At 44.6% G+C, this 26,908-nt stretch carries 24 protein-coding genes and 2 pseudogenes; 10 read left to right on the top strand and 16 right to left on the bottom strand.

Annotated elements, in window-relative coordinates; translation table 11 throughout:
• Positions 1-104: 104 nt before the first annotated feature.
• On the top strand, positions 105-1,940 hold the full coding sequence (locus BMW59_RS13105; RefSeq protein ID WP_093052918.1) for a DNA ligase D: 1,836 nt from the start codon (positions 105-107) through the stop codon (positions 1,938-1,940).
• 124 nt (positions 1,941-2,064) lie between these two features.
• Here the strand turns inward: BMW59_RS13105 and pta are convergent, their stop codons facing one another.
• The 3 genes from pta to BMW59_RS13090 form a co-directional block, all read right to left on the bottom strand.
• A complete protein-coding gene (gene pta, locus BMW59_RS13100; protein WP_093052914.1) occupies positions 2,065-3,042 on the bottom strand; it encodes a phosphate acetyltransferase in 978 nt (325 codons plus the stop codon).
• 736 nt (positions 3,043-3,778) lie between these two features.
• Positions 3,779-4,648 (bottom strand): DMT family transporter, encoded by an 870-nt coding sequence (locus BMW59_RS13095; protein ID WP_093052911.1) that lies wholly within the window; start codon positions 4,646-4,648, stop codon positions 3,779-3,781.
• A gap of 715 nt (positions 4,649-5,363) precedes the next feature.
• The gene (locus tag BMW59_RS13090; protein WP_093052908.1) at positions 5,364-6,230 is read right to left on the bottom strand and encodes a DMT family transporter; all 867 of its coding nucleotides are present in this window, start codon (positions 6,228-6,230) and stop codon (positions 5,364-5,366) included.
• Between the two features lie 398 nt (positions 6,231-6,628).
• Between BMW59_RS13090 and BMW59_RS13085 the strand changes: the two are divergent.
• The 4 genes and pseudogenes from BMW59_RS13085 to hemQ all read left to right on the top strand — a co-directional run.
• Positions 6,629-6,751, top strand: a pseudogene (locus BMW59_RS13085) (IS3 family transposase); the annotation flags it as partial.
• 568 nt (positions 6,752-7,319) lie between these two features.
• A complete protein-coding gene (locus BMW59_RS13080) occupies positions 7,320-9,248 on the top strand; it encodes an oxidoreductase (RefSeq protein ID WP_093052905.1) in 1,929 nt (642 codons plus the stop codon).
• A gap of 18 nt (positions 9,249-9,266) precedes the next feature.
• Positions 9,267-10,010, top strand: coding sequence for an enoyl-CoA hydratase/isomerase family protein (locus BMW59_RS13075; RefSeq protein WP_093052902.1), 744 nt, complete (start codon positions 9,267-9,269; stop codon positions 10,008-10,010).
• A gap of 242 nt (positions 10,011-10,252) precedes the next feature.
• The gene (gene hemQ / locus BMW59_RS13070) at positions 10,253-10,996 is read left to right on the top strand and encodes a hydrogen peroxide-dependent heme synthase (RefSeq protein ID WP_093052899.1); all 744 of its coding nucleotides are present in this window, start codon (positions 10,253-10,255) and stop codon (positions 10,994-10,996) included.
• Positions 10,997-11,095: 99 nt separating this feature from the next.
• Here the strand turns inward: hemQ and BMW59_RS21775 are convergent, their stop codons facing one another.
• A complete protein-coding gene (locus BMW59_RS21775) occupies positions 11,096-11,260 on the bottom strand; it encodes a hypothetical protein (RefSeq protein WP_177174334.1) in 165 nt (54 codons plus the stop codon).
• Positions 11,261-12,142: 882 nt separating this feature from the next.
• Between BMW59_RS21775 and BMW59_RS13065 the strand changes: the two genes are divergently transcribed.
• Positions 12,143-12,574 carry a cell wall hydrolase gene (locus BMW59_RS13065; protein ID WP_093053237.1) on the top strand — a complete coding sequence of 144 codons (432 nt, stop codon included), beginning with the start codon at positions 12,143-12,145 and terminating at the stop codon, positions 12,572-12,574.
• A gap of 12 nt (positions 12,575-12,586) precedes the next feature.
• On the top strand, positions 12,587-13,264 hold the full coding sequence (gene gerQ, locus BMW59_RS13060) for a spore coat protein GerQ (RefSeq protein WP_245733105.1): 678 nt from the start codon (positions 12,587-12,589) through the stop codon (positions 13,262-13,264).
• 92 nt (positions 13,265-13,356) lie between these two features.
• Here the strand turns inward: gerQ and BMW59_RS13055 are convergent, their stop codons facing one another.
• Both BMW59_RS13055 and BMW59_RS13050 read right to left on the bottom strand, forming a co-directional pair.
• On the bottom strand, positions 13,357-14,121 hold the full coding sequence (locus BMW59_RS13055) for a DUF2087 domain-containing protein (protein WP_093052896.1): 765 nt from the start codon (positions 14,119-14,121) through the stop codon (positions 13,357-13,359).
• 194 nt (positions 14,122-14,315) lie between these two features.
• Complete coding sequence (locus tag BMW59_RS13050; RefSeq protein WP_093052893.1) at positions 14,316-14,687, bottom strand: DUF423 domain-containing protein; 372 nt, start codon at positions 14,685-14,687, stop codon at positions 14,316-14,318.
• Positions 14,688-14,937: 250 nt separating this feature from the next.
• Between BMW59_RS13050 and BMW59_RS13045 the strand changes: the two genes are divergently transcribed.
• Positions 14,938-15,180, top strand: a complete 243-nt coding sequence (locus BMW59_RS13045) for a hypothetical protein (protein ID WP_093052891.1) — start codon at positions 14,938-14,940, stop codon at positions 15,178-15,180.
• A gap of 176 nt (positions 15,181-15,356) precedes the next feature.
• On the opposite strand, the gene BMW59_RS13040 is transcribed toward BMW59_RS13045, so the two are convergent.
• Entirely contained in the window at positions 15,357-15,656 is a 300-nt protein-coding gene (locus BMW59_RS13040) for a hypothetical protein (protein WP_093052888.1), read from the bottom strand.
• Positions 15,657-15,788: 132 nt separating this feature from the next.
• Here BMW59_RS13040 and BMW59_RS13035 point away from each other — a divergent pair, with 132 nt between their 5' ends.
• Positions 15,789-16,421: a GNAT family N-acetyltransferase gene (locus BMW59_RS13035; RefSeq protein ID WP_093052885.1), complete on the top strand. Its 633-nt coding sequence runs from the start codon at positions 15,789-15,791 to the stop codon at positions 16,419-16,421.
• 92 nt (positions 16,422-16,513) lie between these two features.
• On the opposite strand, the gene BMW59_RS13030 is transcribed toward BMW59_RS13035, so the two are convergent.
• From BMW59_RS13030 to BMW59_RS12995, 8 genes and pseudogenes are all read right to left on the bottom strand, one after another.
• On the bottom strand, positions 16,514-16,840 hold the full coding sequence (locus BMW59_RS13030) for a YwdI family protein (RefSeq protein WP_093052882.1): 327 nt from the start codon (positions 16,838-16,840) through the stop codon (positions 16,514-16,516).
• 21 nt (positions 16,841-16,861) lie between these two features.
• On the bottom strand, positions 16,862-18,652 hold the full coding sequence (locus tag BMW59_RS13025) for a M3 family oligoendopeptidase (RefSeq protein ID WP_093052879.1): 1,791 nt from the start codon (positions 18,650-18,652) through the stop codon (positions 16,862-16,864).
• A 155-nt stretch (positions 18,653-18,807) separates the two neighbouring features.
• Positions 18,808-19,527: an NAD-dependent epimerase/dehydratase family protein gene (locus BMW59_RS13020; RefSeq protein ID WP_093052876.1), complete on the bottom strand. Its 720-nt coding sequence runs from the start codon at positions 19,525-19,527 to the stop codon at positions 18,808-18,810.
• 167 nt (positions 19,528-19,694) lie between these two features.
• Positions 19,695-21,890 carry an ATP-binding protein gene (locus tag BMW59_RS13015; RefSeq protein ID WP_093052873.1) on the bottom strand — a complete coding sequence of 732 codons (2,196 nt, stop codon included), beginning with the start codon at positions 21,888-21,890 and terminating at the stop codon, positions 19,695-19,697.
• 236 nt (positions 21,891-22,126) lie between these two features.
• Entirely contained in the window at positions 22,127-23,002 is an 876-nt protein-coding gene (locus BMW59_RS13010) for an NAD(P)-dependent oxidoreductase (RefSeq protein ID WP_093052870.1), read from the bottom strand.
• A 26-nt stretch (positions 23,003-23,028) separates the two neighbouring features.
• Entirely contained in the window at positions 23,029-23,853 is an 825-nt protein-coding gene (locus tag BMW59_RS13005) for an aldo/keto reductase (RefSeq protein WP_093052867.1), read from the bottom strand.
• Between the two features lie 27 nt (positions 23,854-23,880).
• Positions 23,881-24,561 carry a uracil-DNA glycosylase gene (locus BMW59_RS13000; RefSeq protein ID WP_093052864.1) on the bottom strand — a complete coding sequence of 227 codons (681 nt, stop codon included), beginning with the start codon at positions 24,559-24,561 and terminating at the stop codon, positions 23,881-23,883.
• Positions 24,562-24,566: 5 nt separating this feature from the next.
• Positions 24,567-24,716 (bottom strand): annotated as a pseudogene (locus BMW59_RS12995) (DNA alkylation repair protein); the annotation flags it as partial.
• Between the two features lie 200 nt (positions 24,717-24,916).
• On the opposite strand from BMW59_RS12995, the gene BMW59_RS12990 reads away from it, so the two are divergent.
• The gene (locus BMW59_RS12990; RefSeq protein ID WP_093052861.1) at positions 24,917-25,279 is read left to right on the top strand and encodes a response regulator; all 363 of its coding nucleotides are present in this window, start codon (positions 24,917-24,919) and stop codon (positions 25,277-25,279) included.
• 166 nt (positions 25,280-25,445) lie between these two features.
• Here BMW59_RS12990 and BMW59_RS12985 read toward each other — a convergent pair whose 3' ends face one another.
• Positions 25,446-26,906 (bottom strand): glycoside hydrolase family 32 protein, encoded by a 1,461-nt coding sequence (locus BMW59_RS12985; protein ID WP_093052858.1) that lies wholly within the window; start codon positions 26,904-26,906, stop codon positions 25,446-25,448.
• Between the last annotated feature and the right edge of the window lie 2 nt (positions 26,907-26,908).

Genomic DNA, 26,908 nt, shown 5'->3' with positions numbered 1-26,908 from the left:
CACCCGCTTTTTTTCTTAATGTGCGGTTTTTAATTGGTGTTTATACATACCGGCTTCTGTTCAAAATAAGAAGACAAAAGCTTTAAAGAATAGGAGCAGTTGCGATGAAACCGATGCGCCTTACGTCTGTAGAAGAGTTGCCGAAAGAGCCGGGCTGGCTGTATGAAGTAAAATACGACGGGTTCAGGTGTTTACTCGTTTGGGAAAAAAATAACGTTCAGCTTTTAACGAGGATGGGAAAAAGCCTGACGGCACAGTTTCCAGAAATTATTGATTTTTGCCGGAGCCTTGAAACTGACGTGTCTCCCTTTCTGCCGCTCACCATGGACGGTGAGCTCGTCTATCTGGTAAGTACGTATAAAAGTGAATTTTCCATCGTTCAGCGACGGAGCCGGATGAAGAGCAGCGACGTGGTTACTGACCACGCCCGGCGTTTATCATGCCATTTAGTTGTGTTTGACTTATTGCAGCTAAGCGGCGAGCAGCTTACCGGCCAGTCGCTTGAAATGAGAAAGCAGCGCCTGAACCGCTTTTTGGAAAAAATGGCCCTTCCTGAAACACCCGATTACGAATCCCCTTCTCTTATTCAGGGAATAGAATCGGCAAACGAACCGGCTTTACTGTGGGAGCAAGCGGACGCTGAAAACGGGGAAGGGCTTATAGCTAAGAAAAAAACAGGGGTATATGAGGCTGGTACCCGCTCAAAAAGCTGGCTTAAAAAGAAAAACTGGCGGGTTGTTACAGTGGTTCTAACCGAATATGACGAAACAAACAATTATTTTCAGGGAAACGTGCTGTTAAATGGTGACTGGACCCCTGTCGTCCACGTCCGCCATGGATTTAAAGAAGAAGAAGAAACGTCGCTCGTAAAGATGTTCCGGCAAAACGGCGTAAAGGAACCTGCAGGAAAATGGCTTTTACCTCCGTCAATTTGTATCGGAGTGGCCTGTATTGACTTTGACGGTAAACATCTGCGAGAGCCGCGCTTTCACAGCTTTCATCTCGACAAATCACCCGAAGAATGCACCTGGAAAACAATGAACTACCAGTTGGGGTCTGTCCCCCAGCGCGTTAAAGTGACAAAGCCCGATAAGCCGGTTTGGGCGGATGCTTCTTTAACGAAAGCAGACTATCTTGTTTTTTTGCAAAGGGCAGCGCCTTATCTCCTGCCTCATTTAAAAGACAGGCTGTTAACTGTGATCCGTTACCCGCACGGCACGGACGGCGAGCATTTTTATCAGAAACACGTTCCCGATTATGCGCCTGAATTTGTAGAGACGCGTATGGATGGGGACACAGAGTTTATTATGTGCAACTCCAGGGAGACTCTTCTCTGGCTCGGCAATCAGCTGGCGCTGGAATTTCACACACCTTTTCAGCCGGCAGGCTGTGAATATCCGTCTGAAATCGTCCTGGATCTTGACCCGCCGTCAGCGTCGGAGTTTAATCTTGCTGTAGATGCAGCGTTAAGGCTCAAAGCAGTTTTCGACGAACTAAATTTCAAACCATTTGTAAAGACGTCCGGACGGAAGGGCCTCCAAGTTTATTTGCCCTTGCCGGCTGAGCGGTTTACTTATGCAGAGACGAGGCAATTTACCTCCTTTGTCTGCCAGTTCCTTTGTGAACAGGCGCCTGACCGGTTTACAACAGAACGGCTTAAAAAAAACCGGGGGAACCGGCTTTACCTGGACTATTTGCAGCATGAAGAAGGGAAAACAATTATCGCCCCCTATTCGCCTCGGGGGACAGAGGGCGGTCTTGTTGCCACTCCGCTGTATTGGAATGAAGTTTCAGAAACGCTTGATCCCCGACGGTTCCATTTGTATGCCGTCCTGGACCGGCTGACCTATGAAGGGGACCCGTTCAGGTTTTACCGTGAAACAGCAGCCGAAAACGGTGCCATGCTGGAAGCCGTCTTAGCAAAGCTGACGACTGGATAAACAAGCGGCGCGGGATTCAAGCATCTTGGGAAACAAAGTTGCTCTTAACCAATTTGGGGTCAGACCCCCCATTTATTCCCAAAAAACCCCGGCTGTTCCCACAGCCGGGGGGGTTGGTAACATATTAATCTGTGACGCCTTGCATGGCGGTAATTAATGCAAGCTTGTACACATCTTCTGCATTACAGCCGCGGGATAAATCGTTCACCGGTTGATTTAACCCTTGAAGGATTGGACCGATCGCTTCAAAATCGCCAAGACGCTGAGCCAGTTTGTAGCCGATATTTCCTGCTTCAAGACTTGGGAAAATGAAGGTGTTCGCTTCCCCTTTTAACGGAGACTCCGGCGCTTTTTTAGCAGCTACACCTGGAACAAATGCAGCATCAAACTGGAATTCACCATCAAGTGTTAACTCAGGAGCTTTTTCCTGTGCGATTTTCGTCGCTTCAACTACTTTTTCTGTTTCAGGGCTTACTGCGGAACCTTTTGTCGAAAAGCTGAGCATCGCCACTTTTGGATCGATACCGAATACTTTCGCTGTTTTAGCCGCTTCTACAGCTGTTTCAGCTAGATCATTGCTGTCTGGAGCAATATTAATTGCACAGTCACCAAAGATATAACGCTGATCATCTTTAACCATAACGAAGACACCTGATGTCTTCCTAACACCTTCTTTTGTTTTGATAATCTGAAGGGCCGGTCTGACTGTGTCGCCAGTCGAATGGGCCGCACCGCTTACAAGCCCTGCCGCTTTGCCTGTATAAACAAGCATCGTACCAAAATAGTTAGGTGTTTTTAAGATTTTTTGTGCTTCTTCCTTCGTATTTTTGCCTTTGCGGCGCTCAACGAAGGCATCACAAAGCTCATCAAACTCAGGATACGTTTCCGGATTGTAAATCGTAAGACCGGACACATCCAGGTCCAATTCTTCTGCTTTGGCTGAAATCTCCTCTTCTGTTCCGATCAATACAGGGTTCAGCAGCCCTTCTTCTTTAAGCCTCACTGTCGCTGACAGGATGCGTTCATCCGTACCTTCCGGGAAAACAATGGACGGATTATTTATTTTGACTTCTTCAGCTATTGCTGTAAACATGTCGCTCACAGGAATTCCTCCTTTATTCTCGCTATATACTAGGATACTCCTTCTCAAGGAAAAAATAAATTATTGAAAACGCTTACTTTCAAAGTTTAAATTTTCAGAACGGGAATTTGACAATTTTATATAATCACTTCCAACTTTTATGTTAACATGCCCTGAATAACCGCTTTAATCTATTATAAAGAGCACCTAATCATTACCAGCTGATGCACCAACTGCTTCATTTTCTGCAAGCTGGGAAATATCTTATTATTCCGATGAACGAAGGCGAGGACACCCAGAGGATGAGCGAAGTCTGAGAATCCACTTTCCCGAAGTAGTTCTTCGGGAAAGTAAGTTGAAGACAAGCCCGCTGGTAAAGAAAACACAGCGAACTTCCACACGGATGTGGTGACTTCGGCGTTTTCACAGGACGTGAAGGGGTTAGCCGAAGATCCTAATGACCTATGCTGCACTTATGCCTGTGGTATAAGCCTTCGCCGAGAGTGAATCGGAAAACTACTCCCTGAGTTCCATTATTCCTATTATAAATCAGCTTTTTCGTGTACTTAAAAGTGTAATAGTGATTAGAATGATTGCCATCCCTATTGTTTGAGTAAAGCTGAGGAAGTCCCCCAGAATTAGAACTCCAAACAACGAAGCTTGCCAGTGCCTCAAAAAAGGTGCCTGACCCCCAGTGTAGTAGCGCGTTAACGCATTGGGGGTCAGGCACCTAAAACTGGCACCTAAAACTAACTATTTAATTGACCTTCTTCACAGTAAGAACGGTGATCGTAAGCAAGATGACGATCATTCCAAGAAGTTCAATGAGGGTCAAATGATCACCGAGAAGCAGCACACCGAATAATGAAGCTGTGACCAGCTCTACCATCGCAACCATCGAAGCAGTGGTCGGAGCGACTTTTCGAATGCCAATGACATAAAAAATAAAGGAAATTCCAGCCCCTACGATGCCCAACAGAAGAAACCACCCTAGGTCGCCTGACGTGATCACGCTAGCTGCTTCCTCGTTGTCAGCAAGAATTAGAAGGATGAGACAAAATGTAAAAAAGGAGATAGTTAAGGTGGTAGGCGGCTTACCTATATATGAAGCATTTTTAAAGCCAAATATAAACAAAGCATAGCAAAGACCAGCACCAAGCCCTGTTGCCGCCCCAAGAAAGTTCACTGAAACCGTTTCAGGGTTGTAGGCACCTGTAAGAAGCGAAATTCCAATGAGGACTCCGACAACACACCCCCATTTAAACCAAGACGAACGTTCGATTTGTAATAAAAAGGCAATTAAAAGGACAAACACAGGGGCGGTGTACATTAAAGTAGCGGCAACGGCAACGTTAGAGGCATCAATACTTAGAAAATAAAAAGTGAAATTTCCAGCGACCCCAACACCTGCCAAGATTGACCACATAAATAACTGTTTAGAGACGATCCAGTTTTGTTTAAAGTTGAAGAGAAACCATGTGAGGAAACACATAAAGCCAACAGCGCCTCGGTAAAGGGAAATCACAATAGGCTCCCACCCTTTATTCATTAAAATACCGCCAATTCCTCCACTAATGCCCCAGCATATAGCGGCTAATAAAATTAAGCAAATACCCGCAAATTTCATATGTACCTCCAAAAGATAAGTCATCGTGCAATTTTTTAACCTACCCATCGACAACCTAATGCCACCACATTAAAGTAAATTCACGAGCTAAATACTCCTCTTTACGCTTTTCCAACATATGAAAGAGGCATTATTTGGGATTCCTTTCATTTATTACTATCAAACTCACATTTTTTCGTATGGAACAAAAAAACAGGTTTCATTTGGAGGCCAATAGAAAACACTTACTATAGCTCTCTTCACAGCAATAATTCCAATCGGCACTTTCCCCAATGATGAAGGATATTCACACCATAGAAGATCGTATCGACCGAAATAGTCGTAGACCATTTCCTCATGTCTTCATAACCCATTGAATAGGGAGAATTCAGAATAAACTTATAGCGATATTGTTATTAAGATTTATATAGGAAAAGTGAAGTTCTATGATCATCTTCATTATTTTTCTGAGGCTATTCATGGAGAATGGCTTGCTTTGTAGTTAATACAGACAATTTAGTTACTAAGTAAGAGTTGTCCCAAATCCTGCCCTCGTTCATTTCCTCTTCCTTCTTCCGAAAAGATATTTATGAACTGTTGAAGACTTATCCACAACTCAAAAATCTATAGTTTCCTAAATAAAAAAAGCTGCCCTTAAGTCGATTGATGATCGACTTATTAGACAGCCCCTTACATTGTAAGCACGTGTTATAAATTTATTTTAATGAGTTAATCGCTATCCCTGCTTCACACTAAGAAAGGTGACAGTAGACAAAATGATACCCATTCCAAGAAATTGAATCATGTCTAACTGATTACCGAGAAGTAGAATTCCAAATAATGAAGCTGTGACCGGCTCTACCATCGCAACCATCGATGCAGTGGTCGGCGTAGTTCTTCGAATCCCAATCACATAAAAAATAAATGAAATTCCTGCACCCACGAGCCCTAATAGGATAAACCATCCTAGGTCGCTTGAAGTCATGACACTGGCTGCTTCCTTCTTATCTGCAAGGAAAATAAGGATAACACAGAAAGATAAAAATGCGATCGTTAAGGTGGTCTGCGGCTTGCCGATCGTTGAGGATTTTTTAAATCCAAATATAAATAATGCATAAAAGAGCCCTGCAGAAAGCCCCGCTGCCGCCCCTGCTAAACTCACTGAAATCTCCTCAGGGTTATATGCACCTGTAAGTAGGATAATTCCCATTAGCACACCGAAAATACATCCCCATTTAAACCAAGATGAACGTTCTATTCGCAAGAAAAAGGAGATTAATAGAACGAACACTGGGGCGGTGTACATTAAAGTAGCAGCAACTGCTACGCTAGAAGCTTCAATACTTAAATAATAAAAAGTGAAATTCCCAGCGACCCCTACACCAGCCAATACAGACCACATAAATAACCGTGGAGAGTAGGTCCAGTATTCTCTAAAGCGCAAGAGAAACCAAGTGAAAAAACAAATAAACCCAACAGCCCCTCGGTAAAGGGAAATCACAAGAGGATCCCAGCCTTTGTCCATTAAAATATCGCCTATTCCTCCACTAATGCCCCAAAATATAGCAGCTAATATAACTAAGCTTATACCCGTATATTTCATAAATACCCCCTAATAATAAGTCATCATGCGATTTTTGATCCAGCCATTGAAAACCTAACGAGACCAAATAACGTAAATTTACGGGCTAAGCAGTCCTCTCTACGCTCTTAATCAAACAGTTGTGACATGGATATTAAATGGAATTCCTTTTATATCTCACACATAAACTAATAATTTCTCGTAAAAGATTGAAAGAATGTGTGCCTTTGTGGACCGGGGATGAGAGTGGAAAGATACTGGTCAGGAGCGCAACAAATAATGGAATGAACGCAACATATGATGGAAAGAGCACCACAATTCTCATCCGGAGCGCAACATATTATGGAGAATGCAACAAATAATTGAGAGGGCGCAACAAATCTCATACCGAGTGCAACAAAAACGTTTTGGCTCCTGGTGTAGATCACTTTAAGAAGGAACTGGAAAAATGTATGTATTACTATAACCACAAACGTATAAAGGCAAAATTAAAAGGCATGAGCCCGGTAAAATACCGAACTCATACCCTGAAAGCTGCCTAATATATAGCGTGTCTAACTTTAAGGAATCACTAAGAAACAAGAAGAGGATCACCAGCCTCTATCCATTAAAATGGATCCTATTCCCCCCACACACCCCATAAAATTGCTGCTAATAAAACAAGTCCTGTTCCAATAAAATTCATTGCCTTCTCCTCCAATAAAACTGTTGTGTTTCTAGGTTTCTGCCCCCCTTCATTACCCTGAATCTCTTCTTGCCTAACTGAAAAATTTCCAGAACGTGCTATATAAGCCCTTTAAATCCTCTGTCCCTCCCTTCTTTACTTGGACACTAATGCTCCTAATTATTTTTAATGTCATCCTAATAATTAAAGAGTTACAGTCTACCCTCCCGCTTTTTTAGTGCCCCGCCCTCACTTTCATAACTAATTACTATGACTATATGTGCGATGACAGAAGGTATTTTAAGCGGTTCTCCCTCCTGAATGTGAATTTCCAATTGCAATCCTTCTCCTTTATTAAGTATAATGAATGAATAATCACTCATTTTTAAATGTTGGGAAAATTCACCGAGAAACTGACTGAAATCTATTTTTTAAAGGGGGATCTTATGGGTTGCGATGCTTTATTTCAACCGCTCACGATTAACAATTTGACGTTAAGGAGCCGTGTGATTATGGGCTCCATGCATGTAGGATTGGAAGGACTGGAAAACGGGATTCATAAACTTACAGAGTTTTACAAACGGAGGGCGGCCTTCGACGTCGGGCTGATCGTCACTGGAGGTGCAGCCGTAAATCCGGAAGGCAGCGGCGGACTCGATTTCATGACAATTTACGAAGACGAAGATGTTGAACGGTGGAAGCCGTTAACTCAAGGTGTCCATGACGAAGGCGGAGCCATTGCCCTCCAGCTGTTTCACGCGGGACGGTACGCGTACAAAATCATGACGGGAATGAACCCAGTGGCTCCTTCCCCTCTTCAGTCGCCTATTAATCCTGATAAGCCGGCTGAAATGAACCACGAACAGATTTTAAAAACTATTGACGATTTCGCACAGGGGGCCCGCCGGGCAAAAGAAGCCGGTTTTGATGCGGTAGAAATTATGGGGTCAGAAGGGTATCTGATTAACCAGTTCGTCTCCCCTGCCACCAACAAGAGAACAGACGAATGGGGCGGCACCTTCAATAACCGCCTTAAATTCCCTGTAGAAATCATGAAGGCCGTCCGTGAAGCTGTCGGGCCGGATTACCCTGTGCTGTTCAGAATGTCAGGCCTCGATTTGATTGATGAAAGCACGACAGAATTGGAAACGCTTCAATGGGCGCGGGAAATAGAAAAAGCAGGTGCTGACGTACTGAATATCGGAATTGGCTGGCATGAATCCAAGGTGCCGACGATCTCTATGAAAGTGCCGAGAATGCAATTCGTTCCTGTCGCTGAAAACATTGCCAAAGAAGTTTCCATCCCGGTAGTAGCCAGCAACAGAATTAATGATCCGCGTGACGCCAATAAAGTTCTTGAAGAAGGAACTGTTCAGCTTGTCTCTATGGCACGGCCGTTCCTGGCTGATCCGGCTATCCTCACAAAAGGAAAAGAAGATCGTTATGACGAGGTAAATACGTGCATCGCCTGTAACCAGGCCTGCCTGGACCATGTTTTTGAAGGAAAGGCAGCCACATGCCTTGTCAATCCGGAAGCCGGCAGAGAAACCGAATTAACGCTCGAACCAGCTGAAAAAACTAAAAATCTTCTTATCATAGGAGCCGGACCCGCCGGTCTGGAAACGGCCCGTGTCGCAGCTGAACGCGGCCACCATGTCACGCTTGTCGACGAAAAAACTGAAATTGGCGGCCAGCTTAACTATTCAAAACAGATACCAGGTAAACAGGAGTTTTATGAAACACTCCGTTACTACCGGGTCCAAATGGACAAACTCGGTGTCGACCTTAAACTCGGAGAACGTTTATCAGCAGAAGATCCGCTTATAAAAGAAGCTGATGAGATCGTCATTGCTACCGGAATTGTTCCCCGGATGCCTGAAATTGAAGGGGTTAATGACAAGAATATCCTGTCCTACCGTGACGTTTTTGAAGGGACAGCCACAACCGGCAGCCGTGTCACCATTATTGGCGGCGGCGGAATAGCCTGTGACCTGGCCTTATTTTTGAAAGGAAAAGGGGTTGAGTCAATTACCCTTCTTCAGCGCAGCACGAAATTTGCCCGAGGGATCGGTAAAACGACACGATGGGCCACTCTTATGGAATTGAAGCAAATGGGCATCAAAATGATCGGCGGAATTGAAGCCTATGAACGAATTGACGGGCAATCGGTCACCTTTATCCACGAAGGCGAGCAGAAAACAGCTGAAGCGGATACGGTGGTACTTGCAGCAGGACAGCTGATTAACGATGAGCTTGCTGCCGCTTTAAGGGATGAAGGCAAGAATGTGCACATCATTGGCGGAGCGAAAGATGCGCTGGGCCTTGACGCTAAAAAAGCCATTTATGACGGAGCAGTACTTGCACGGGCACTATAAAATAACGGAGGGATCGCCATGAAGACTGTAAAGTACGACGTAAAAGACGGCATAGCAACGATTATGATGAACCGCCCGGAAGTGAAAAATGCAATTAATGAAGAGATGCATAAAGACTTATATGAGGCGTTCCAGGAAGCGCGGAGAGACAATGACGTTCAAGTGATCGTGCTTACAGGAACAGAAGGAGCCTTCTCAAGCGGAGCCGATTTAAAGAGCATCCCCGTGAAGGAAATGGAAACATTTGACCACGGTGAGTACCTGGAACGCACTTACAATCAGCTTTTACTGCTGATCGACGAAATCGATAAACCAACACTCGCCTACATGAACGGAACAGCTGTCGGAGCCGGCCTCAGTCTCGCACTCGCCTGTGATTTCCGTTTCGCTTCTTCCGATGCAAAAATCGCGCTCAGCTTTCTGCATATCGGGCTCACACCAGACGCAGGAGCTTCCTACTTTTTGCCGCGTCTTGTAGGCATGGGAAAAGCAATCGAATTGGGGCTGGGCGGGTCTATAAGCCCTGAAGAAGCTTTGAAGATTGGTCTCATTAATCAGATCGGTGATCCTGCACAGTTTGTACAGGCACTCAAGCAGGCCCCCCACCCCGCCTATGGCTGGATGAAGAAAAATATGAAAGCAGGAATGGACAGCTCACTGCGTGATGTTTTATATGCTGAAGTAGAAGGCCAGCGGGCCGCTGGAAAATCTGAAGCCCACCTTCAGGCAGTCATGGCGTTCCTGAACCGGGCTAAAGGATAAAATCAGCACTTCAGCCTTGCACCTTCTGGGCGCGGTGCTCTAAAGACAGAGAGGGCCAGAACCTGAAACCATATTTTGAAAATCGCATCCTGACATTCATCCCAGCAGCATGCCAAACATCGGGCATGCTGTTTGGTTTTTTCTCCAGCGGCTTGTATAATGGGAGATGTGCAATAACGTTACATACACTATAATAATTGTGGAAACCTTTAATTATTGAACATGAACAGGAGTTGATTTAAATGGCAGAACCGGCTAAGACACTGGACGGATGGTATGTGCTCCATGATTTCCGTAAAATGAACTGGGCTGAATGGAAAAAGATTTCTTCCGATGAGAGAGAATCAATTATTGCTGAATTTATGAATTTACTTGAAAAATGGGACAAAACACAATCGAAATTTGAAGGCAGCCACGGCCTCTATTCGATTTTAGGCCAAAAAGCTGATTTAATGATCATGCTTCTGCGTCCGACAATGGACGAGCTCATTGAGATTGAGAGCGCGTTTAATAAAACCCGCCTCGCTGAATTTACAGTTCCGACTTATTCTTATGTCTCGGTAGTGGAGTTAAGTAATTATCTCCCTGCAGACAAAGACCCGGACCAAGACCCGGAAATACAGGCTCGTCTGAAACCGATCCTGCCGAAGTGGCAGTATGTCTGCTTCTATCCAATGGATAAACGCCGCCAAGGCAACGACAACTGGTACATGCTTCCAATGGAAGAGCGCCAGACAATGATGCGCAGCCACGGAATGATCGGACGCAGCTATGCCGGCAAAGTCCGCCAGATTATCTCCGGCTCAGTCGGCTTCGACGACTGGGAATGGGGCGTGACTCTCTTCGCCCACGATGTACTGCAGTTTAAAAAGCTCGTTTACGAAATGCGCTTCGATGAAGTGAGCGCCCGCTACGGCGAATTTGGCTCCTTCTATGTAGGCACCTACCTTGAAGATGAAAAAGTAAAACAATTTTTATATGTTTAAAGATTGAATTCCGTGAGGCGCTTGATAGCTGCCTCACGTTTTTTTGTGCAGGGCGATGGCGGCGGGGCTATGGTGGCACCTACCTTGCCAAACCCTCTTTTACCTCCTTACAGCTCTCTTTTCCTCCTGGTTTCGTCCTGCTACGTTTGTTGGTGCTCCTGCGCCGCTTTCGCTTGCTCGTCGCAGGTAAAGAGTGCTCCTGCGCCGCTTCGGCTTGCTCGTCGCAGGTGAAGAGTGATACACCCGTTGCACCAACTCTTTCAAACCCTTTTTTACCTCCTTACAGCTCTCTTTTCCTCCTGTTTTCTTCCTGATACGTTTGTTGGTGCTACACCCGTTGCACCTACCTTGCCAAACCCTCTTTTACCTCTTTCAAGCTCTCTTTTTCTCCTGTTTTCATCCTGATACGTTTGTTGGTGCTACACCCGTTGCACCAACTCTTTCAAACCCTCTTTTACCTCTTTCAAGCTCTCTTTTTCTCCTGTTTTCATCCTGATACGTTTGTTGGTGCTACATCTGTTGCACCAACCCTTCCAAACCCTCTTTTACCTTCTTACAGCTCTCTTTTCCTCCTGTTTTCTTCCTGATACATGTGTTGGTGCTACACCTGTTGCACCAACTCTTTCAAACCCTCTTTTACCTCCTTACAGCTCTCTTTTCCTCCTGTTTTCTTCCTGATACATGTGTTGGTGCTACACCTGTTGCACCAACTCTTTCAAACCCTCTTTTACCTCCTTACAGCTCTCTTTTCCTCCTGTTTTCTTCCTGATACATGTGTTGGTGCTACACCTGTTGCACCAACTCTTTCAAACCCTCTTTTACCTCCTTACAGCTCTCTTTTCCTCCTGTTTTCTTCCTGATACATGTGTTGGCGCTCCTGCGCCGCTTCAGGCTTGCTCGTCGCAGGTAAAGAGTGCTCCTGCGCCGCTTCGGCTTGCTCGTCGCAGGTAAAGAGTGCTACACCCGTTGCACCTACCTTGCCAAATCTACTGCGCCGCTTTCGCTTACTAATGCTCCTTCAAACTAAATTTGGTTTTTGTCATAGGGGCTTAGGCGGGTTCATACAATGGGATTAGTATGAGTGGGGGCTGCCCTGAAAGTCTGGAAACAACTTTATTCGTGGACCCGGCTAAAGGAGGTGTGGGGTTGGCTGTAATTAAAGCGAGAGATTCGGATATTGACTTACTGGCGAGGCTAATGCGAGCAGAAGCTGAAGGAGAAGGCGAGCAGGGCATGTTGAGCGCCGGAAATGTTATGGTTAACCGGGTGAGAGCCAGATGCCTTGACTTCGTCGATATTAATACCGTTCCCAGAATGGTTTTCCAGTCACCTGGGGGATTTGAGGCGACCCAGAAAGGTTATTTTTATCAGCGGGCAAGGGAACGTGACAGGCGACTTGCAAGGAGGCTGGTTGCGGGCGAACGCTTTGTGCCAGGTGAATTTGATTTATGGTTTTTCCGGCCGGATGGTCCGTGTCCTGCGCAATGGTGGGGGCAATGGAACTCGGGCAGGTTTAAATTGCATTGTTTTTACTCTCCACTTGCAAGTGAATGTCCTTCAGTTTATACAGTTTATTAAAGGAGTGGTGGAATGTATTCACAACAAGATTTTCCGTATTCAGGATACGATGACAAGAATTACGACAGCTCTGAAGGCGATCAGCAGCAAAGGGCTTATGGTCCTGCAGGTGGCCCGCAGCAGGCAGGGGCTTTCTCTATGGGAAGCGGTCAGCAGCATGGGGGCTATCCATCGATGCATCAGATGAGCCAGCAGCACGGGGGCTATCCATCGATGGGTCAGATGGGCCAGCAATATAGCGGCTATCCGTCTATGCAGCACACAGGACAGCAGTTTGGTGGTTTCCAGGCAGGCCAGCAGCAGTTCTCACCATTTATGCCCGGGACACCAATGCCGCCCCCTCCACAGTTTGTTCAGCAGGCCCAGCAGCCATTTTCACCTTTTTTACAAGTCCCAGGGATGCTCCCAATTGAAATGTCGTATATTGAAAATATTCTCCGTCTTAACCGCGGGAAAGTCGGAACGTTTTACATGACGTTTGAAAATAATGATAGATGGAATGCAAAAATATTCAAAGGAGTTATTGAAGCAGCAGGAAGGGATCACATTATTATCAGCGATCCTCAGACAGACAAACGCTACCTCCTCCTGATGGTCAACCTTGATTATGTGACCTTTGACGAAGAAATCGAATACGATTATCCGTTTGACGGAGCTCAGCAGCAGATGGCTGCTTATGCGCCGAGGTAAGGAGACGGCTGTTTCCTTACGCTATCTTTCAAACATAACGTCTATAATACCCATGAAATAAACCTGCTGCGGTTCTGCAGCAGGTTTGATTTTTATTTTTTCACCCAGTATTCCGAGCAGTCTAAGCTGCGTTCCATAAATCCGTATTCGATAAAGTAGCGTCTTAAAGTTGCAAAATCAGAATAGATGGATTTAAGGATCTCGTTAACACTTTTCTCTGAATAAATTTTTGCTGGGTCAAATCGTTGAAGCAAATGCTGGAGGACAATGATCTTTCTCTTTTCCTTGCTCGGAAAAGAGGCAAGCGGTCCGTTTAGCCCTTCTTTAAAATAAGTCTTCAGTACTTTATCCCTTTCTTCTACAGTCACTGCGTAGCGCTCATCCACCATTTTCGCCCCCTTATGGATTTCAACTAAATCATCTTTACTTTCTTTCTGCTCCTGCCTTAATCCATTCATAATGGCGAGAAACACTTTTGCCTGCTTTTCTTTCTCTTTCAGTTTGAAACGGTGGTTGCGGATGGTAGAAGTGCTCCCTCCCTTTTGAGCACTGACTATTTCTCTGTCTGTCATCCCTTGTTTGAAAAAATGAAGCAGTTCCTTTTGATGATCGGAGAGGCCGGTATATTTTTTATCCATGGATAAGAGTGAATCTACGACAGACTGGTGGTCATCGGAAATGTGAAGGTGAATGGCTTTCCTGGCTTCATACAGTCTTTCTTCCCTCTTATAAACTACCCCGTCCTGAAAACGTTCATTGCAAATAAGACAGATATATGCTTCTTCGTGGCTGTCATATGTGAAGCCCTTTGTGAGCTCTTCAACTGACGATTGCCAAAACCTCTCATCCGCTAACATAAACAAAACTCCTTTTCGTTTATTTTTATACAAACATTTTATAATTTTGTTTAATTAAAATCAATAGTCAACTTATATAAACACCTGCTGGCTTTAACAAAACGCAAGGCGAAGCCTTCCAACCAATTTCAGAATATAAAAAAACAGGCTTTCATTTATGACGAAAACCTGTCTGGTAATACATTCAGCTGTTATTATTCCATCCACGCAGCAGCAAACAGAAGGGCCCAGCCTGCCAGAAAGGCCACGCCTCCGATTGGGGTTATAGCTCCAAGTACACGGATTCCGGTTAAGCTTAAGGCATATAAGCTTCCTGAGAATAAAATAATTCCCGCAACAAATGCCCAGCCTGCCCCGTGGACAAGCCCGGTCGCTGACAGATATCTTGATAGAATGGCTACAGCAATCAGGGCGAGCGCATGAATCATATGGTACTGTACACCGGTCTGGAACGTTTCCAGGTACCCTCCTGTTTCGAGACGCTCCTTAAGTGCATGAGCACCAAATGCTCCAATAGCAACAAACAAGAAGGCATTTAAACTTCCAAGCAGCAAAAATAATTTCATTGTTTTCTCCTTTCAGTTCAATGACCACATATCACTCCCATAACATACCATATGCCCAACAACCAGAAAAGGGACTTGCTTCTTAACCCCTTTATTTTTATTAAACTACTTCTAATTTTTAAAGTCATAATAGTTAAAAATGGTTAACTTTCTAACTTATTCACTAGTATTCTTTACTAGGTCATGAAACAAGCATTTTCTGTAATCCTGCATAAATTAAATATTACTTAAAGAGAAAGGAGGGATTCATGTGGGTCTTGTTTTCGGAGCATGTGCAGTAACAGTTGAAATAACAGCTGTAGACGGTCAGGACTTACCGCAGCCAGTAGTGGCTTTTGAAGCCCAGCTAATTAGATTTGGAGAAGAAGATATAACTGTCTCAGTTTTTGGTACGCCTGTTACGTTTCCTTGTCCAGCCACTGATTTTACTGCCACTGTCGATTCTCCGTTTGGATCAGCTGCTTTACGAATTAATGCTGAGCAGCTTCAATAATGTTGGTAAGCATATGCAAATAGGACTTCAGAATTTAAATGACATCCTTTTAAATGTAATAAAACGGCAGTTTCTCGGTTTAGCAAGTGCTAGGAACTGCGTTTTGCTTCAAGTGTGGACAAACAAAGGGACTTGCTTCTTAAACTGAGCCAGTCCCTCTTTTATTCGCCCTATTATTAACGGTTGTGCAGAAAGACCTTTACAGCTTCTTCAACCCGTTCAGCATCTTTTTCAGTTTGGCAGTTAATCAGAATATGATCTCCTTCCACATCTATTTCAATATGACTGAAGCCCTGAGCTTCTAAAAAGTCTGCTATATCTGTCGCTTCTTCTTTTTCCGCATATAGCGTATGGTCTCCTACATAGTCTCCATTTACAAACATTTCATATTGAGCTTCATAAAGCTTCGCATAAGCGTCCTCATTTTCGCCGATATAGCCAAAGAAGATCGGCAAACCTGGTATACCGTTTATCATGTTGTCATTCCTCCCTTTTCCAGATACGTTTAGCTTGCATTTTTCATTTAAAAATTATGTACTTAATCCTTTGCCGTACAGCGGCTCTATCTTCTATAATCAGGCTATACCATATGAAAGGACCGATGAAACATGTCTGAAAAAATAACGGTTCATCCATACACTATAGATGATTTTAACGAGCTTTTAACTATACAAAAAGAAGCCTTCCCTCCCCCTTTTCCGGAAGAATTATGGTGGAGTAAAGAGCATATTACTGCGCACTCAGAAACGTTCCCACGGGGGGCGATGCTCGCCAGGTTCGATGGCCAGCCGGCAGGATCGGCCACGTCATTAATCACCCGCTATGACGGGTCGCTTCATACATGGGAAGAAGTAGCTGATAATGGGTTTATCAAAAACACTCATGATCCAGGGGGGGATACACTTTACGGTATTGATGTTTGTGTACGTCCTGCTTTCCGGGGGAAAGGCGTCGCCAAGGCTCTTTACGAAGCGAGAAAACAGCTTGTACAGGAGTTAGAGCTTTCACGGTATATTGCCGGCTGCCGAATCCCGGGCTTTCACAAATACGCCGACCAGATGTCTCCGGTGGAATATGTCAATAAAGTCACGTCGGGAGAATTAACTGATCTCGTGCTGTCATTCATGCTCACTCAAGGCCTCAGCCCTTTACAGGTGATGCCTGGGTATGTGGAAGATCATGAATCTCTCAACTATGCTGTGATAGTCGAATGGCAGAATCCTTCTATAACACAAGTGTGACCTGTTCTCATGACGTGGATTTTCAGCCAGTTAAAAAGTGCGCTCCATAAGGAACGCACTTTTTTATTTTGATTTTGTTATGACCGTTAATTTTAAAAATCAAACAGGCTGTCGCTTTCCGGTTCATCGCTCTTGTCATAAATCGTCTGTTTCTTTTTATTTCCGGTTTTAGCAGCCGGACGGTCTTCTTCCATATCGCCCATCATCATTTTAATGTCTGCAGCTGAAGGCTGGCGGACATCACCTGATGGCTGTTCTGCTGCACGTTCCTCTGAATCAAGGATCAAATCGCAGTAGGTTTTAAGCGCCTGGGCGTATTGGCGGTAGTCATCTGATTTACCGGATTCATTCACTGCGTGCTTTAATTTAGCCAGTTCCTCTTCCATCTTTCGAAGAACAAGCTTTGCAGGAATCTCCATAGTCTTCCCTCCACTGATTACTTATTTCCTGGTTAATTCCATAAATGTATCGAGGTCCTGCTTCAGGAAATCGATCGCTTTCTGCCAGAATTCTGGTTTTGTCAGATCCACATTCAAATGTTTGATTGCCAGTTCTTCCACTTCGAGACGGCCGGTGTCACGCAAAAGGTCGATGTATTTCTCTTCAAACGCCGCTCCCTCTTCTGATGCTTTCGCATAGATTCCCATGCTGAACAAATAGCCGAAAGTATAAGGGAAATTATAAAACGGGACCCCGGTAATATGAAAATGGAGTTTTGAAGCCCAGAAACTTGGTGAATAGTCACTCAAAGATTCACAGTAAGCTTCCTTCTGAGCTTCAACCATCAGTTCATTCAGACGCTCTTTGCTGATCGGGCCGTTTTTACGCTCGTCGTAAAAACGCGTTTCAAACAGAAAACGGGAATGGATATTCATAAAAAATGCGACACTGCGGTTCAGTTTGTCATCCAGAAGCTGGATTTTTTCTTCTTCTGTTTTGGCTGCTTTAACTGTCGCATCAGCCACGATCATTTCTGCAAAGGTGGAAGCTGTTTCTGCCACGTTCATCGCATAACGCTGGGAAATTTGCGGAAGATCGTTCATGACATACTGGTGATAGGCATGGCCAAGTTCGTGAGCGAGTGTTGCGACATTAGAAGCAGAGCCGTCATATGTCATAAAAATCCGCGACTGTTCACTCATCGGAAAACTGGTGCAGAAACCGCCAGGGCGCTTCCCTTCTCTGCTTTCCGCTTCAATCCATTCCTCATCGAATGCTTTTTGTGCAAACTCAGCCATTTTGGGGCTGAACTTATTAAACTGGCTGACAATCATATCAGCTGCATCATCGTAACTCACTTCTGATACGTTTTCAGAAAGCGGGGCACTGATATCATACATCGCCAGACGTTCTATTCCAAGAAGTTCAGCTTTACGGTTCATATATTTAACAAACGCTTCTTTGTTTTCTGAGATTGTCTGCCACATAACTTCCAGCGTTTCTTTTTTCATACGGTTAATCTGCAGCGGCTCCTTTAAGACATCGTCCCATCCGCGGGCGCCGTAAGTTTCCAGCCTGAACCCTGCCAGGTGATTCAGCGTGCTTGCAAACAAATCAGACTCTTGTGCCCAGGCCTTTTCATACCGGTCAAAAACATGCTTGCGCTTCTCTCTGCTTTTATCCGAAAGTTTATTGGACGCCTGGCCCACTGAAAGAGCCTTTGTTTCTCCATTTTCTTCTATTTCGACTTTCATACGTCCGACAATGGTATTATACATCTCACCCCACGCATGGTAGCCATCCACCGACAGACTTTGAATAAGCTTTTCCTTATCTCCCGGCAGTTTGTCTTTCGCGTTTTCGCGGCGTTCATTTAAATTAAAAAGGATTTGATTCATATCATCCCTTGCCGTAAATGCTCCCCATTGCTCGCTGTTAAAGGCGAGAAGCTGTTCATCAATCGTCGTCATGACCGAAGCGTATTTCGAGGCGAGCTGTTTCGTTTTTCCTCCTAACAGTCTGGCCAGGTCGTCGGTCACATCCTGTGCAGTCAGACAGCTGATAAATGCACTTGCTTCTCTAGCTTTCTTGCCGACCTCCTGTGCCCGGTTCACATAATCTGCCCAGAGGTCCACGTCCTCATTCTCCTCTTCCTGCGTACGGTCCATTTCTGCCTGAAAAGCAGTCAATTCAGTTTCCAGCTCTTCCAGATGCGCCTTGAATTTTTTTGAGCCGCTTCCCCCGGGAAAAATTGTATCCAGATTCCATACCTCACTGTACCTGTTACTCATAAAATAACCCCTTTTGTAAAAGTATTTGCCGTCTATGGCTTTGATAAGTGCAGATTTTTTAAATTCCGCGAGACTCCCGCGGAAGAACGGGGCAGATTAGAGACCCCGCAGGACGGGAGCAGGTTATTAACACCCACAGTTTTCCCTAACAGCGCCTAATTTTTAAGCACTTTTCCTAAACGACGGATTAAAGGTGATTCATAAATGTGAAGCCCACGGCTTTCTTTTTGTGCAACAGCGTACATGGATGCCGCCACGTATGAACCTTTTACAGGCTTATACTTATCCAGCGGGCCTTTCATAAAGACTGATAACGGTTTACTGAGCCACTCGGCGGATTTCTCTCCTGCACGGAACTCATATCTTTCGCCGAGAAGAAGCGATGGGCGGAAAATATGTAAAGAAGGCAGCTTGAGGGTTATGAGCGCCTCCTCAAGAGTTCCTTTAACACGGTTATAGAAAAAACGGGATTCCCGGTTTGCCCCTGTAGCACTGACGACCGTAAAAGTGTCCGCACCGTATTCTTTAGCCAGTTCCGCTATTTTGAGAGGATAGGTGTAATCCACCTTTATAAATTCTTCATGAGATTTAGCCTGTTTCATAGTAGTTCCAAGAGCCACAAAGATATCATTTATTTCTTTAAAGACAGGTCCAATTCCTTCAAGTTCCTCAAAGGATACAATATGTTCCCGGACAAGCGGATGTTTGAAAAAAGGGGTTTTCCTCCGGGTCAGAATGTGAATTTCATCATATTTACGGCTGTTAATGAGCTCTTTGACTACATGTCTTCCCACCAATCCTGTAGCTCCGGCTACTGCAGCTTTTTTCAATCTGATCACCTCTTCCCATAATTTTCTGTACTGCCAATGTACCATGAAAAGGCTCGAAATAGAAACGATTCTGCAGGCCCCGCTGGAGAATAAAATGGTTGAAAAAAATAAATAGTTTTACATTTCTTCATGCCTGATCCTTTACCAGAGTTAACTTCCGGACACAAAAAAACCGGCCTCATATCATATGAGCGTCCGGTTCTGCAGCGTGCTTATTTTTCTGCCTTATCCGCCGATGTTCTGCTTCCTTTTACCGCTGGCTTTGCAGGCAGGTAAATAGTAAAGGCTGTCCCTTTCCCTTGTTCAGATGACACATTCAGAGCGCCATCTACCTCTTCGATCACCCTGTAACTCGTTGTGAGCCCTAAGCCTGTTCCGGTTTTTTTAGTGGTGAAAAATGGCGTCCCGAGTTTTTCTATCGTTTCTTTATCCATTCCCACACCTGTGTCTTCTACCTGAATGATCACATGGGAACTATTGTCAGTTTCATCTTCCACCGTGGTGCGGATATTCATCCTCCCTCCGTCGGGCATAGCTTCTATGCCGTTTTGGATCAGATTAATGAATACTTGCTTTAACTTATTCGCATCCATTTCCACTACTGGAAGCGATCCGTGGAAGAACGTTTCCAAATCAATATGGTTTTTATAAATATGAGACGAATAAAGAGCCAATATATCTTCGAGCATTTGGTCGATATTAATTTCAGCCTTTTTCTCTTCCGGATTTGGATTAGCAATGTTTAAAAGGTCATTCATAATATTATTCACACGGTCAATTTCTTCTATAACTAACTGATAGTAATTTTCCTTCACGTGGCCGTTCTGCTCGTAAAACAGCTGGATAAATCCTTTAATTGTCGTTAACGGGTTTTTAATTTCGTGGGCGAAGCCGGCCGACATTTCTCCAACTACTTTAAGCTTCTCTGAACGGATCAGCTCTCTTTCCATCTTTCTTTTTTCTGTTAAATCATAAAAGACGACAAGCATTTCATCCTCTACCGTTTCATCTTCAGGAGTCGGAAGTGTCGAAAGACTCAGAAACAAAGTCCGCTCCTGTCCGCCGCACTTGCATTCTATTTCATATTCGGAACGCACCTGCTCTTCATCTTTTAATTCAAGCAGCCCGCTGCTCTCCACTACAGACTTAAAAGCCGGAGACTGGCCGATCAACTCATCAAGCTCCATACCGATTACATCATTTTTATCCTGGCTGAACATCTCTTCACACATCCGGTTAAATACGGTGATCCGCTTTGTCTTTCGGTCGAAAGCAAAGACCCCGTTGTCCGTTGTCTCAAGAACAAGAGCGGCCTTTTTATGGGAGCTTTCCCGTTCTTCCAGCTGACGGGTCATTTCGTCAAATGTAGTGTTTAAATCGTTTACTTCCTCGTAAGCATAAACATATTCCTGGCTATCCCGATTCCCTGCTGCCACACGTTTTGTCGACTCAACAAGCTGACTGACCGGCCGTACCAGAAAATCAGACAGGCGGTACACCGCATACGTGAGAACAGGAAAAACAAGACTGAAAAATATCAGGTACCTGATGAGAAGGCTGTTTAATGGCGAATATAATTCGTCTTCCTCTACAGAAACGCCTACGTACCAGTCATGTACAAACCCTGGGAACGGATCAATCCTGTTAAAATAGTGGACTTCCCCGTCCACCACACTGGCCAGTTCCCCGTCTTCAATTTTCTTTTCAATATGGTTTTCGGAAATTTGTTTTTCCTGAAAGTAGTTGACATTTAATACTTTTTCCGGGTCCGGATGAAAAGCAACCTCTCCTTCACTGTTTAAAAGGAAGGTATAACCTCCCCATCCAGCCTCCTGCTGCTCTTCTGTATAATCACCGAGCTGGCTGTAAAGTGTTTCTACGTCAAAAGTCGGTGAAACAACTCCGATAATTTCCTGGTTCATATTATATATCGGTGAGGCAACTACCATCACCGGTTTGTCCAGAAGCGGAGACACATAAAGATCAGAAACGACTGTATGCCCATTAAGCGCTTCCTGGTACCATTCTCTTTCACTCAAATCCTGATTAAGCACTTCCGTTTCCGTGTCTGAAACGACAATCCCATTTTCATCCAGTAAAATTATATCGACGTAAAGGTCATGTACACCCATAAAAGAATATAATTGATCTCTGATATCCAAAGTGGAACTCTCAGGATCCATTAAGACCGGGTTTTGTGCCAGGAAGGCTGCATCAGCAAGCCTCTCTTCCATAAAACGCTTCATTTCAAGATTGACACTGTAGCTTTGAATCGCCAAAGAGCGCTCCACACTTTGTGTCATCTCCTGTTTCTGGCTTGTATAACTGATCACACCAACTGCTGTCATTGGCACAAAAGCAATCAGTATGAAAAATAACAGCAGTTTGGATCGCAGTGTACGAAACATAATTAAATCCCCTTATTAACTTTCTCTATCTATCATTATAAAGCATCGCATGAGTAACATGTGCTAAAATACGACATTTTTCGCAAAAATTCGACATATACAAATTTTATAATTTCATTTGACCATCATATAAGGGTTTAACATGTTTGTAAAGGGGAATTAATAGTAATTTAACAATTATGAAACATTAAAAAAGACCCATAAAAGGAACTCTTTTCCTTAATGGGCCTCTGTTTTCAAGAGTTTTCCATATAGTATTTATATAGTGCCTGAGTACCAGAATTTTCTTCTCCTTTTTCAGCCAGCTCCTGGTAGAGTTTTTTTGCCACTACAAGACCGGGAGTTTTAAGCCCCAGTTCATCAGCTGACTCGATCGCAATGGCCATATCTTTTATAAAATGTTTAATATAAAAGCCCGGAGCAAAGTCGCCTGCAATCATTCTAGGTCCCAGCTTGGACAATGAAAAGCTTCCTGCCGCCCCGGTTTCAATTGTCTGCAGGACATTTTCCTGATCAAGACCAGCTTTCTTTGCGTAAGCAAGCGCTTCGCTAACACCCATCATCGTACTGGCAATAGCAATTTGGTTAGCCATTTTTGTATACTGGCCTGCTCCAGCATCTCCTTGAAGGCGGATATTTTCTCCCATAAGCTCTAACACGGGAAGAAGCTCTTTGAAAACGGGTTCGTCTCCCCCTGCCATGATTGCAAGTTTTGCTTCCCTGGCCCCAGTATCGCCTCCTGAAACAGGGGCATCCAGGGCGTAAATGCCATATTTCTTTGCTTCGTTATAGAGCTGTTGGGCGAGTGCAGGTTTTGAAGTCGTCATATCCACCACATATGTCCCCTGACCGGCATTTGCCAGTATGCCGTCTTTGCCAAAATACAATTCCTCAACGTCATGCGGATAGCCTACAATTGTCAGTATGACTTCAGATTCTCTTGCAAGCTGTGCTGGGGATGCACACCATTGGGCGCCTTCTTTGATCAGGTCATCCGCTTTCCGTTTTGTACGGTTATAAACAGCTACATGATGGCCCCCTTTCATCAGATGACGGACCATGCTTGTTCCCATAACGCCTGTGCCAATAAAACCGATTGATTTTTTAGCCATTGTATCCTCTCACTCCTTTAACAGATTTAAACAAACGTATCAGGGTGAGGTCCGAACCTCAAACCCTCATTGCAGTTATTTAAAACGGCCAATTCTTCTCCCGTCAGCTCAAAATCGAACAGCTCGGTATTTTGTTTAATTCGTGAAGGGGTAACAGACTTAGGAATAGTAACTACTCCGTTTTGCAAATCCCAGCGCAATAAAATCTGAGCAGGTGTTTTGCCGTACTTTTCAGCGAGCTTCATAAGCCGGGGATCATCAAATTTTCTCCCTCTGGTTAACGGGCTCCAGGCTTCAAGCTGTATCCCTTTATCTTTACAGTACTCATGCAGTTCAGGCTGGGTAAGCCATGGATGGTACTCTATCTGATTCACAGCAGGCACGACCTCTGCCTCCTCGAGCAGGTCCTCCAGATGGTGAACTAAAAAGTTGCTTACACCAATCGCACGGACTTTGCCTTCATGATAAAGTTTTTCAAGCGCCCGCCACGTCTCTTTGAACTTGCCGGTGACCGGCCAGTGGATTAAATATAAATCTATTGTTTCCACTCCCAGTTTCCGCCTGCTCTCTTCAAAAGCAGCAAGAGTTTTATCGTATCCGTGATCGTCATTCCATACTTTAGTAGTTAAAAAGATTTCATCGCGGGAAATCCCTGACTCTGCTATAGCCTTCCCGACACCTTCTTCATTAAAATAGAAAGCTGCTGTATCAATGCTTCTGTATCCGGATTCAAGGGCCGTTTTGACGGCATCGACCACCTCTTCACCGTCTTCCGCCTTATAAACTCCCAGCCCGACCAAGGGCATACGGACACCGTTGTTTAACGTTATGGTTGATTGTAGATTTTCCATCAGGTTTGCCTCCTAATTTGACTATTATTATTCAACTGTAACCGGCAATTGCCAATCTACTTCGGTCTGGCCGGTCTTTCTTAGAAATTCATTCGTCCGCGAAAACGGCCTGCTGCCAATAAAACCTCTTCGCGCTGAGAAAGGACTGGGGTGGGGCGACTGGATAATACAGTGATGGCTGTTGGTAACGAGTTCACCTTTCACTTGAGCATGCTTCCCCCAGAGGATGAACACGACAGGCTGCTCTCTTTCATTAAGCTTCTTAATAACCTTATCAGTCAGCTTTTCCCAGCCTTGTCCCTTGTGCGACTGGGGCTTCCCCGCTCTTACAGTCAGTACATTGTTCAACAGTAATACGCCTTCTTCCGCCCATTTCTGCAGAAAGCCATGCTCAGGAACAGGGTGGCCTAAATCCTCATGAAGCTCCTTATATATATTTTTAAGTGAAGGCGGGACTTTTACGCCGGGCTGAACAGAGAAACTGAGGCCATGAGCCTGGCCGGCTCCGTGGTAGGGGTCCTGTCCAATGATTACCGCTTTTACATCTTCATAAGGTATGCAGTGAAGGGCATTATAAATGTCATCCATTGGTGGATAAACGGTTTCATAAGTATATTCTTTTTTCAAAAATTCGCGGAGTTCCAGATAATAGGTTTTATTAAACTCTTCATCCAGGACTTCTTTCCAGTCATTTTTTAAAGGGTTCATGCAAGTCACCTCTCCTGTTTCTTTTGGCGGTTTATATGCTTCATCCCTTCCCTTTTACTGAGCGGTTCAAGCTTCTCATTATCTATGAAAGAGGCAACTGACCGGGGGTTTGTTTTTGAATACTCGCGAAGCGCCCAGCCATTGGCTCTGCCTGTCCGGTGTTCCTGTGCTTTTCAAAAAGATACACGAGTTTTTTTAAGTACACCCTAAACACCCTCTTCATTTAACGTACCAAATTATGGCATAATATAAAGGACTTTAGTAACGAGACGATTGTATCAAAATTACAAAGGCAATCTATTTATAAAACCATAATTATTATTACCGTTTCATAAATTTAAAGGAGGTAAAATGGATGGCAAAACTATTAATTACTGATGACGCCGCTTTTATGAGAATGACGCTTAAGAAGATGGTGACTGATGCAGGGTATGAAGTCGCAGGTGAAGCCGAGAATGGCCAACAGGCAGTCGACCTGTACCATGAGCACCGGCCTGATCTTGTAACTATGGATATTACAATGCCTGAAATGAATGGTATTGAGGCGCTTGAAAAAATTAAGCATATTGACCCGGAGGCTAAAGTCATCATGTGCTCTGCCATGGGGCAGCAGTCGATGGTTGTTGATGCTATTCAAAAAGGGGCCATCGACTTTATAGTTAAGCCGTTTGACAGCCTTCGTATTAAAGAAGCCATTGAAAAAGCATTATCCCGTTAACAGGAAGTGGCTTACTTCACCTGACTTTCCCGAAGGCGGCTTCGGGAAAGTGGGTTTTCAAACTTCGCTTATCCTCTGGGTGTTATCGCCTTCGTTCACCGTAAGAATAGAGTAGAGTTATATAATGGACGATAGGCTAAGTTTCACCCAGCCTCTCTATTAACTTCTATTTGTTAATTGCCTGCAGATTCCATTTTTCAACTGTAAAAGAGGTTTTTTCTGAGCTTTTCAATAAAATGGATTCATCATCATCCTCCGGGAAAAATCTGGAGGTCATGACGGTTTCTCCTCCGTTGATAAACACCTCAAGAGAAGAAGCGTCCATATAAATCTGCAGATCTCTTAAATTTTCTACCCTCGCATGGCGCTGTTCAGTTAACCGGGTTTTCATATTCTTTCTCTCCAGTGTGAGAAGACGCTCTTCTTTATTGTAAACAAGCCTTGCTTCTCCACGGAAAATGGTTTCAAAAATACCTTCAATACCTTCCAGGCCGTTAATAGAAAGCTCCACGGATTTACCGCTTACGTTTTCCAGCTGGACAGGCTCCGGTCCAATCTCTGCTTTTTTGTGCTCTACATGCTTTTCCCGCAGTTCTTTAAGTTCTTCAACCGGCTGTTGAATGACTGTGCTTCCCTTTACAGATAATTGCCGCGGAACTGTCAGACAGTGAATCCATCCGTGTTCAATGGTTGGATGATACTCTTCATCCTGCTCGGGAACGCCCATCCAGGCAGTAAGAATTCTGCGCCCTTTATCATCAACCGCTGTCTGAGGCGCATAAAATTCAAACCCTTTATCCAGTTCAAAAAAATCTCCATGGTGAAAGGCAGGCGTCTCATAGTCCATTTCCCCAATAAAGTAACCCGCCTGATAGGTGTTCTGATAATAAATGCTTTCCTGCTCCAAGCCTTGCGGAGAAACGACAAGCACATCTTTACCATCCAGGTGAAACAGATCCGGGCATTCCCACATAAAGCCGAACTCTTCAAGGCCGCCGATATGTGAACCCGCTATCGGCCCTTCAAACGTCCAGTTTTTAAGGTCGCCGGATTTATACAATAAGGCCTGCCCCTGCTCGTCTGTCGTTTGTGCGCCGATTACAAGGTACCAGCTGCCGTTATGTTTCCACACTTTAGGGTCACGGAAATGCGCCGTATAACCGGCAGGCAGCTCATCTATGACAGGGCCTTTCTTTTCAAAGGTCACTCCGTCTGAAGAAGTGGCCATACATTGGTAAGATTCCCTGTTGCCTTCTTCATCTTTTACATTCCCTGTGTAAATAAGTGCGAGTTCACCATCTTGATCTACAGCACTCCCTGAATAGCATCCATTCTTTTCAAACCACTCACTTGGGGCGAGCGCCACGGGTTCTTCTTTCCACTTCACCATGTCGGCGGAGGAAAAGTGGCCCCAGAATTTAGCCCCGTGTGCGCAGGCAAAGGGATTCCATTGATAAAAAAGATGGTAGACCCCTTTCCATTGGATCCAGCCGTTCGGGTCGTTCAGCAGACCTGCCGGAGGCATCAGATGAAAAGACTGTCTGTAAGGGTCCGCATTCACCCGCTCCTGATGTTTTTTAACTTCTGTATATGCACGCTGATGCAGTTCCTTTTCTCTCTCAGTCATGA

It is taken from the genome of Salipaludibacillus aurantiacus (assembly GCF_900111295.1).
In the GTDB taxonomy this organism is placed as follows: domain Bacteria; phylum Bacillota; class Bacilli; order Bacillales; family Salisediminibacteriaceae; genus Salipaludibacillus; species Salipaludibacillus aurantiacus.
Note: the sequence above shows the minus strand (reverse complement) of the source record. Positions and strands in the feature narration are given on the sequence as shown.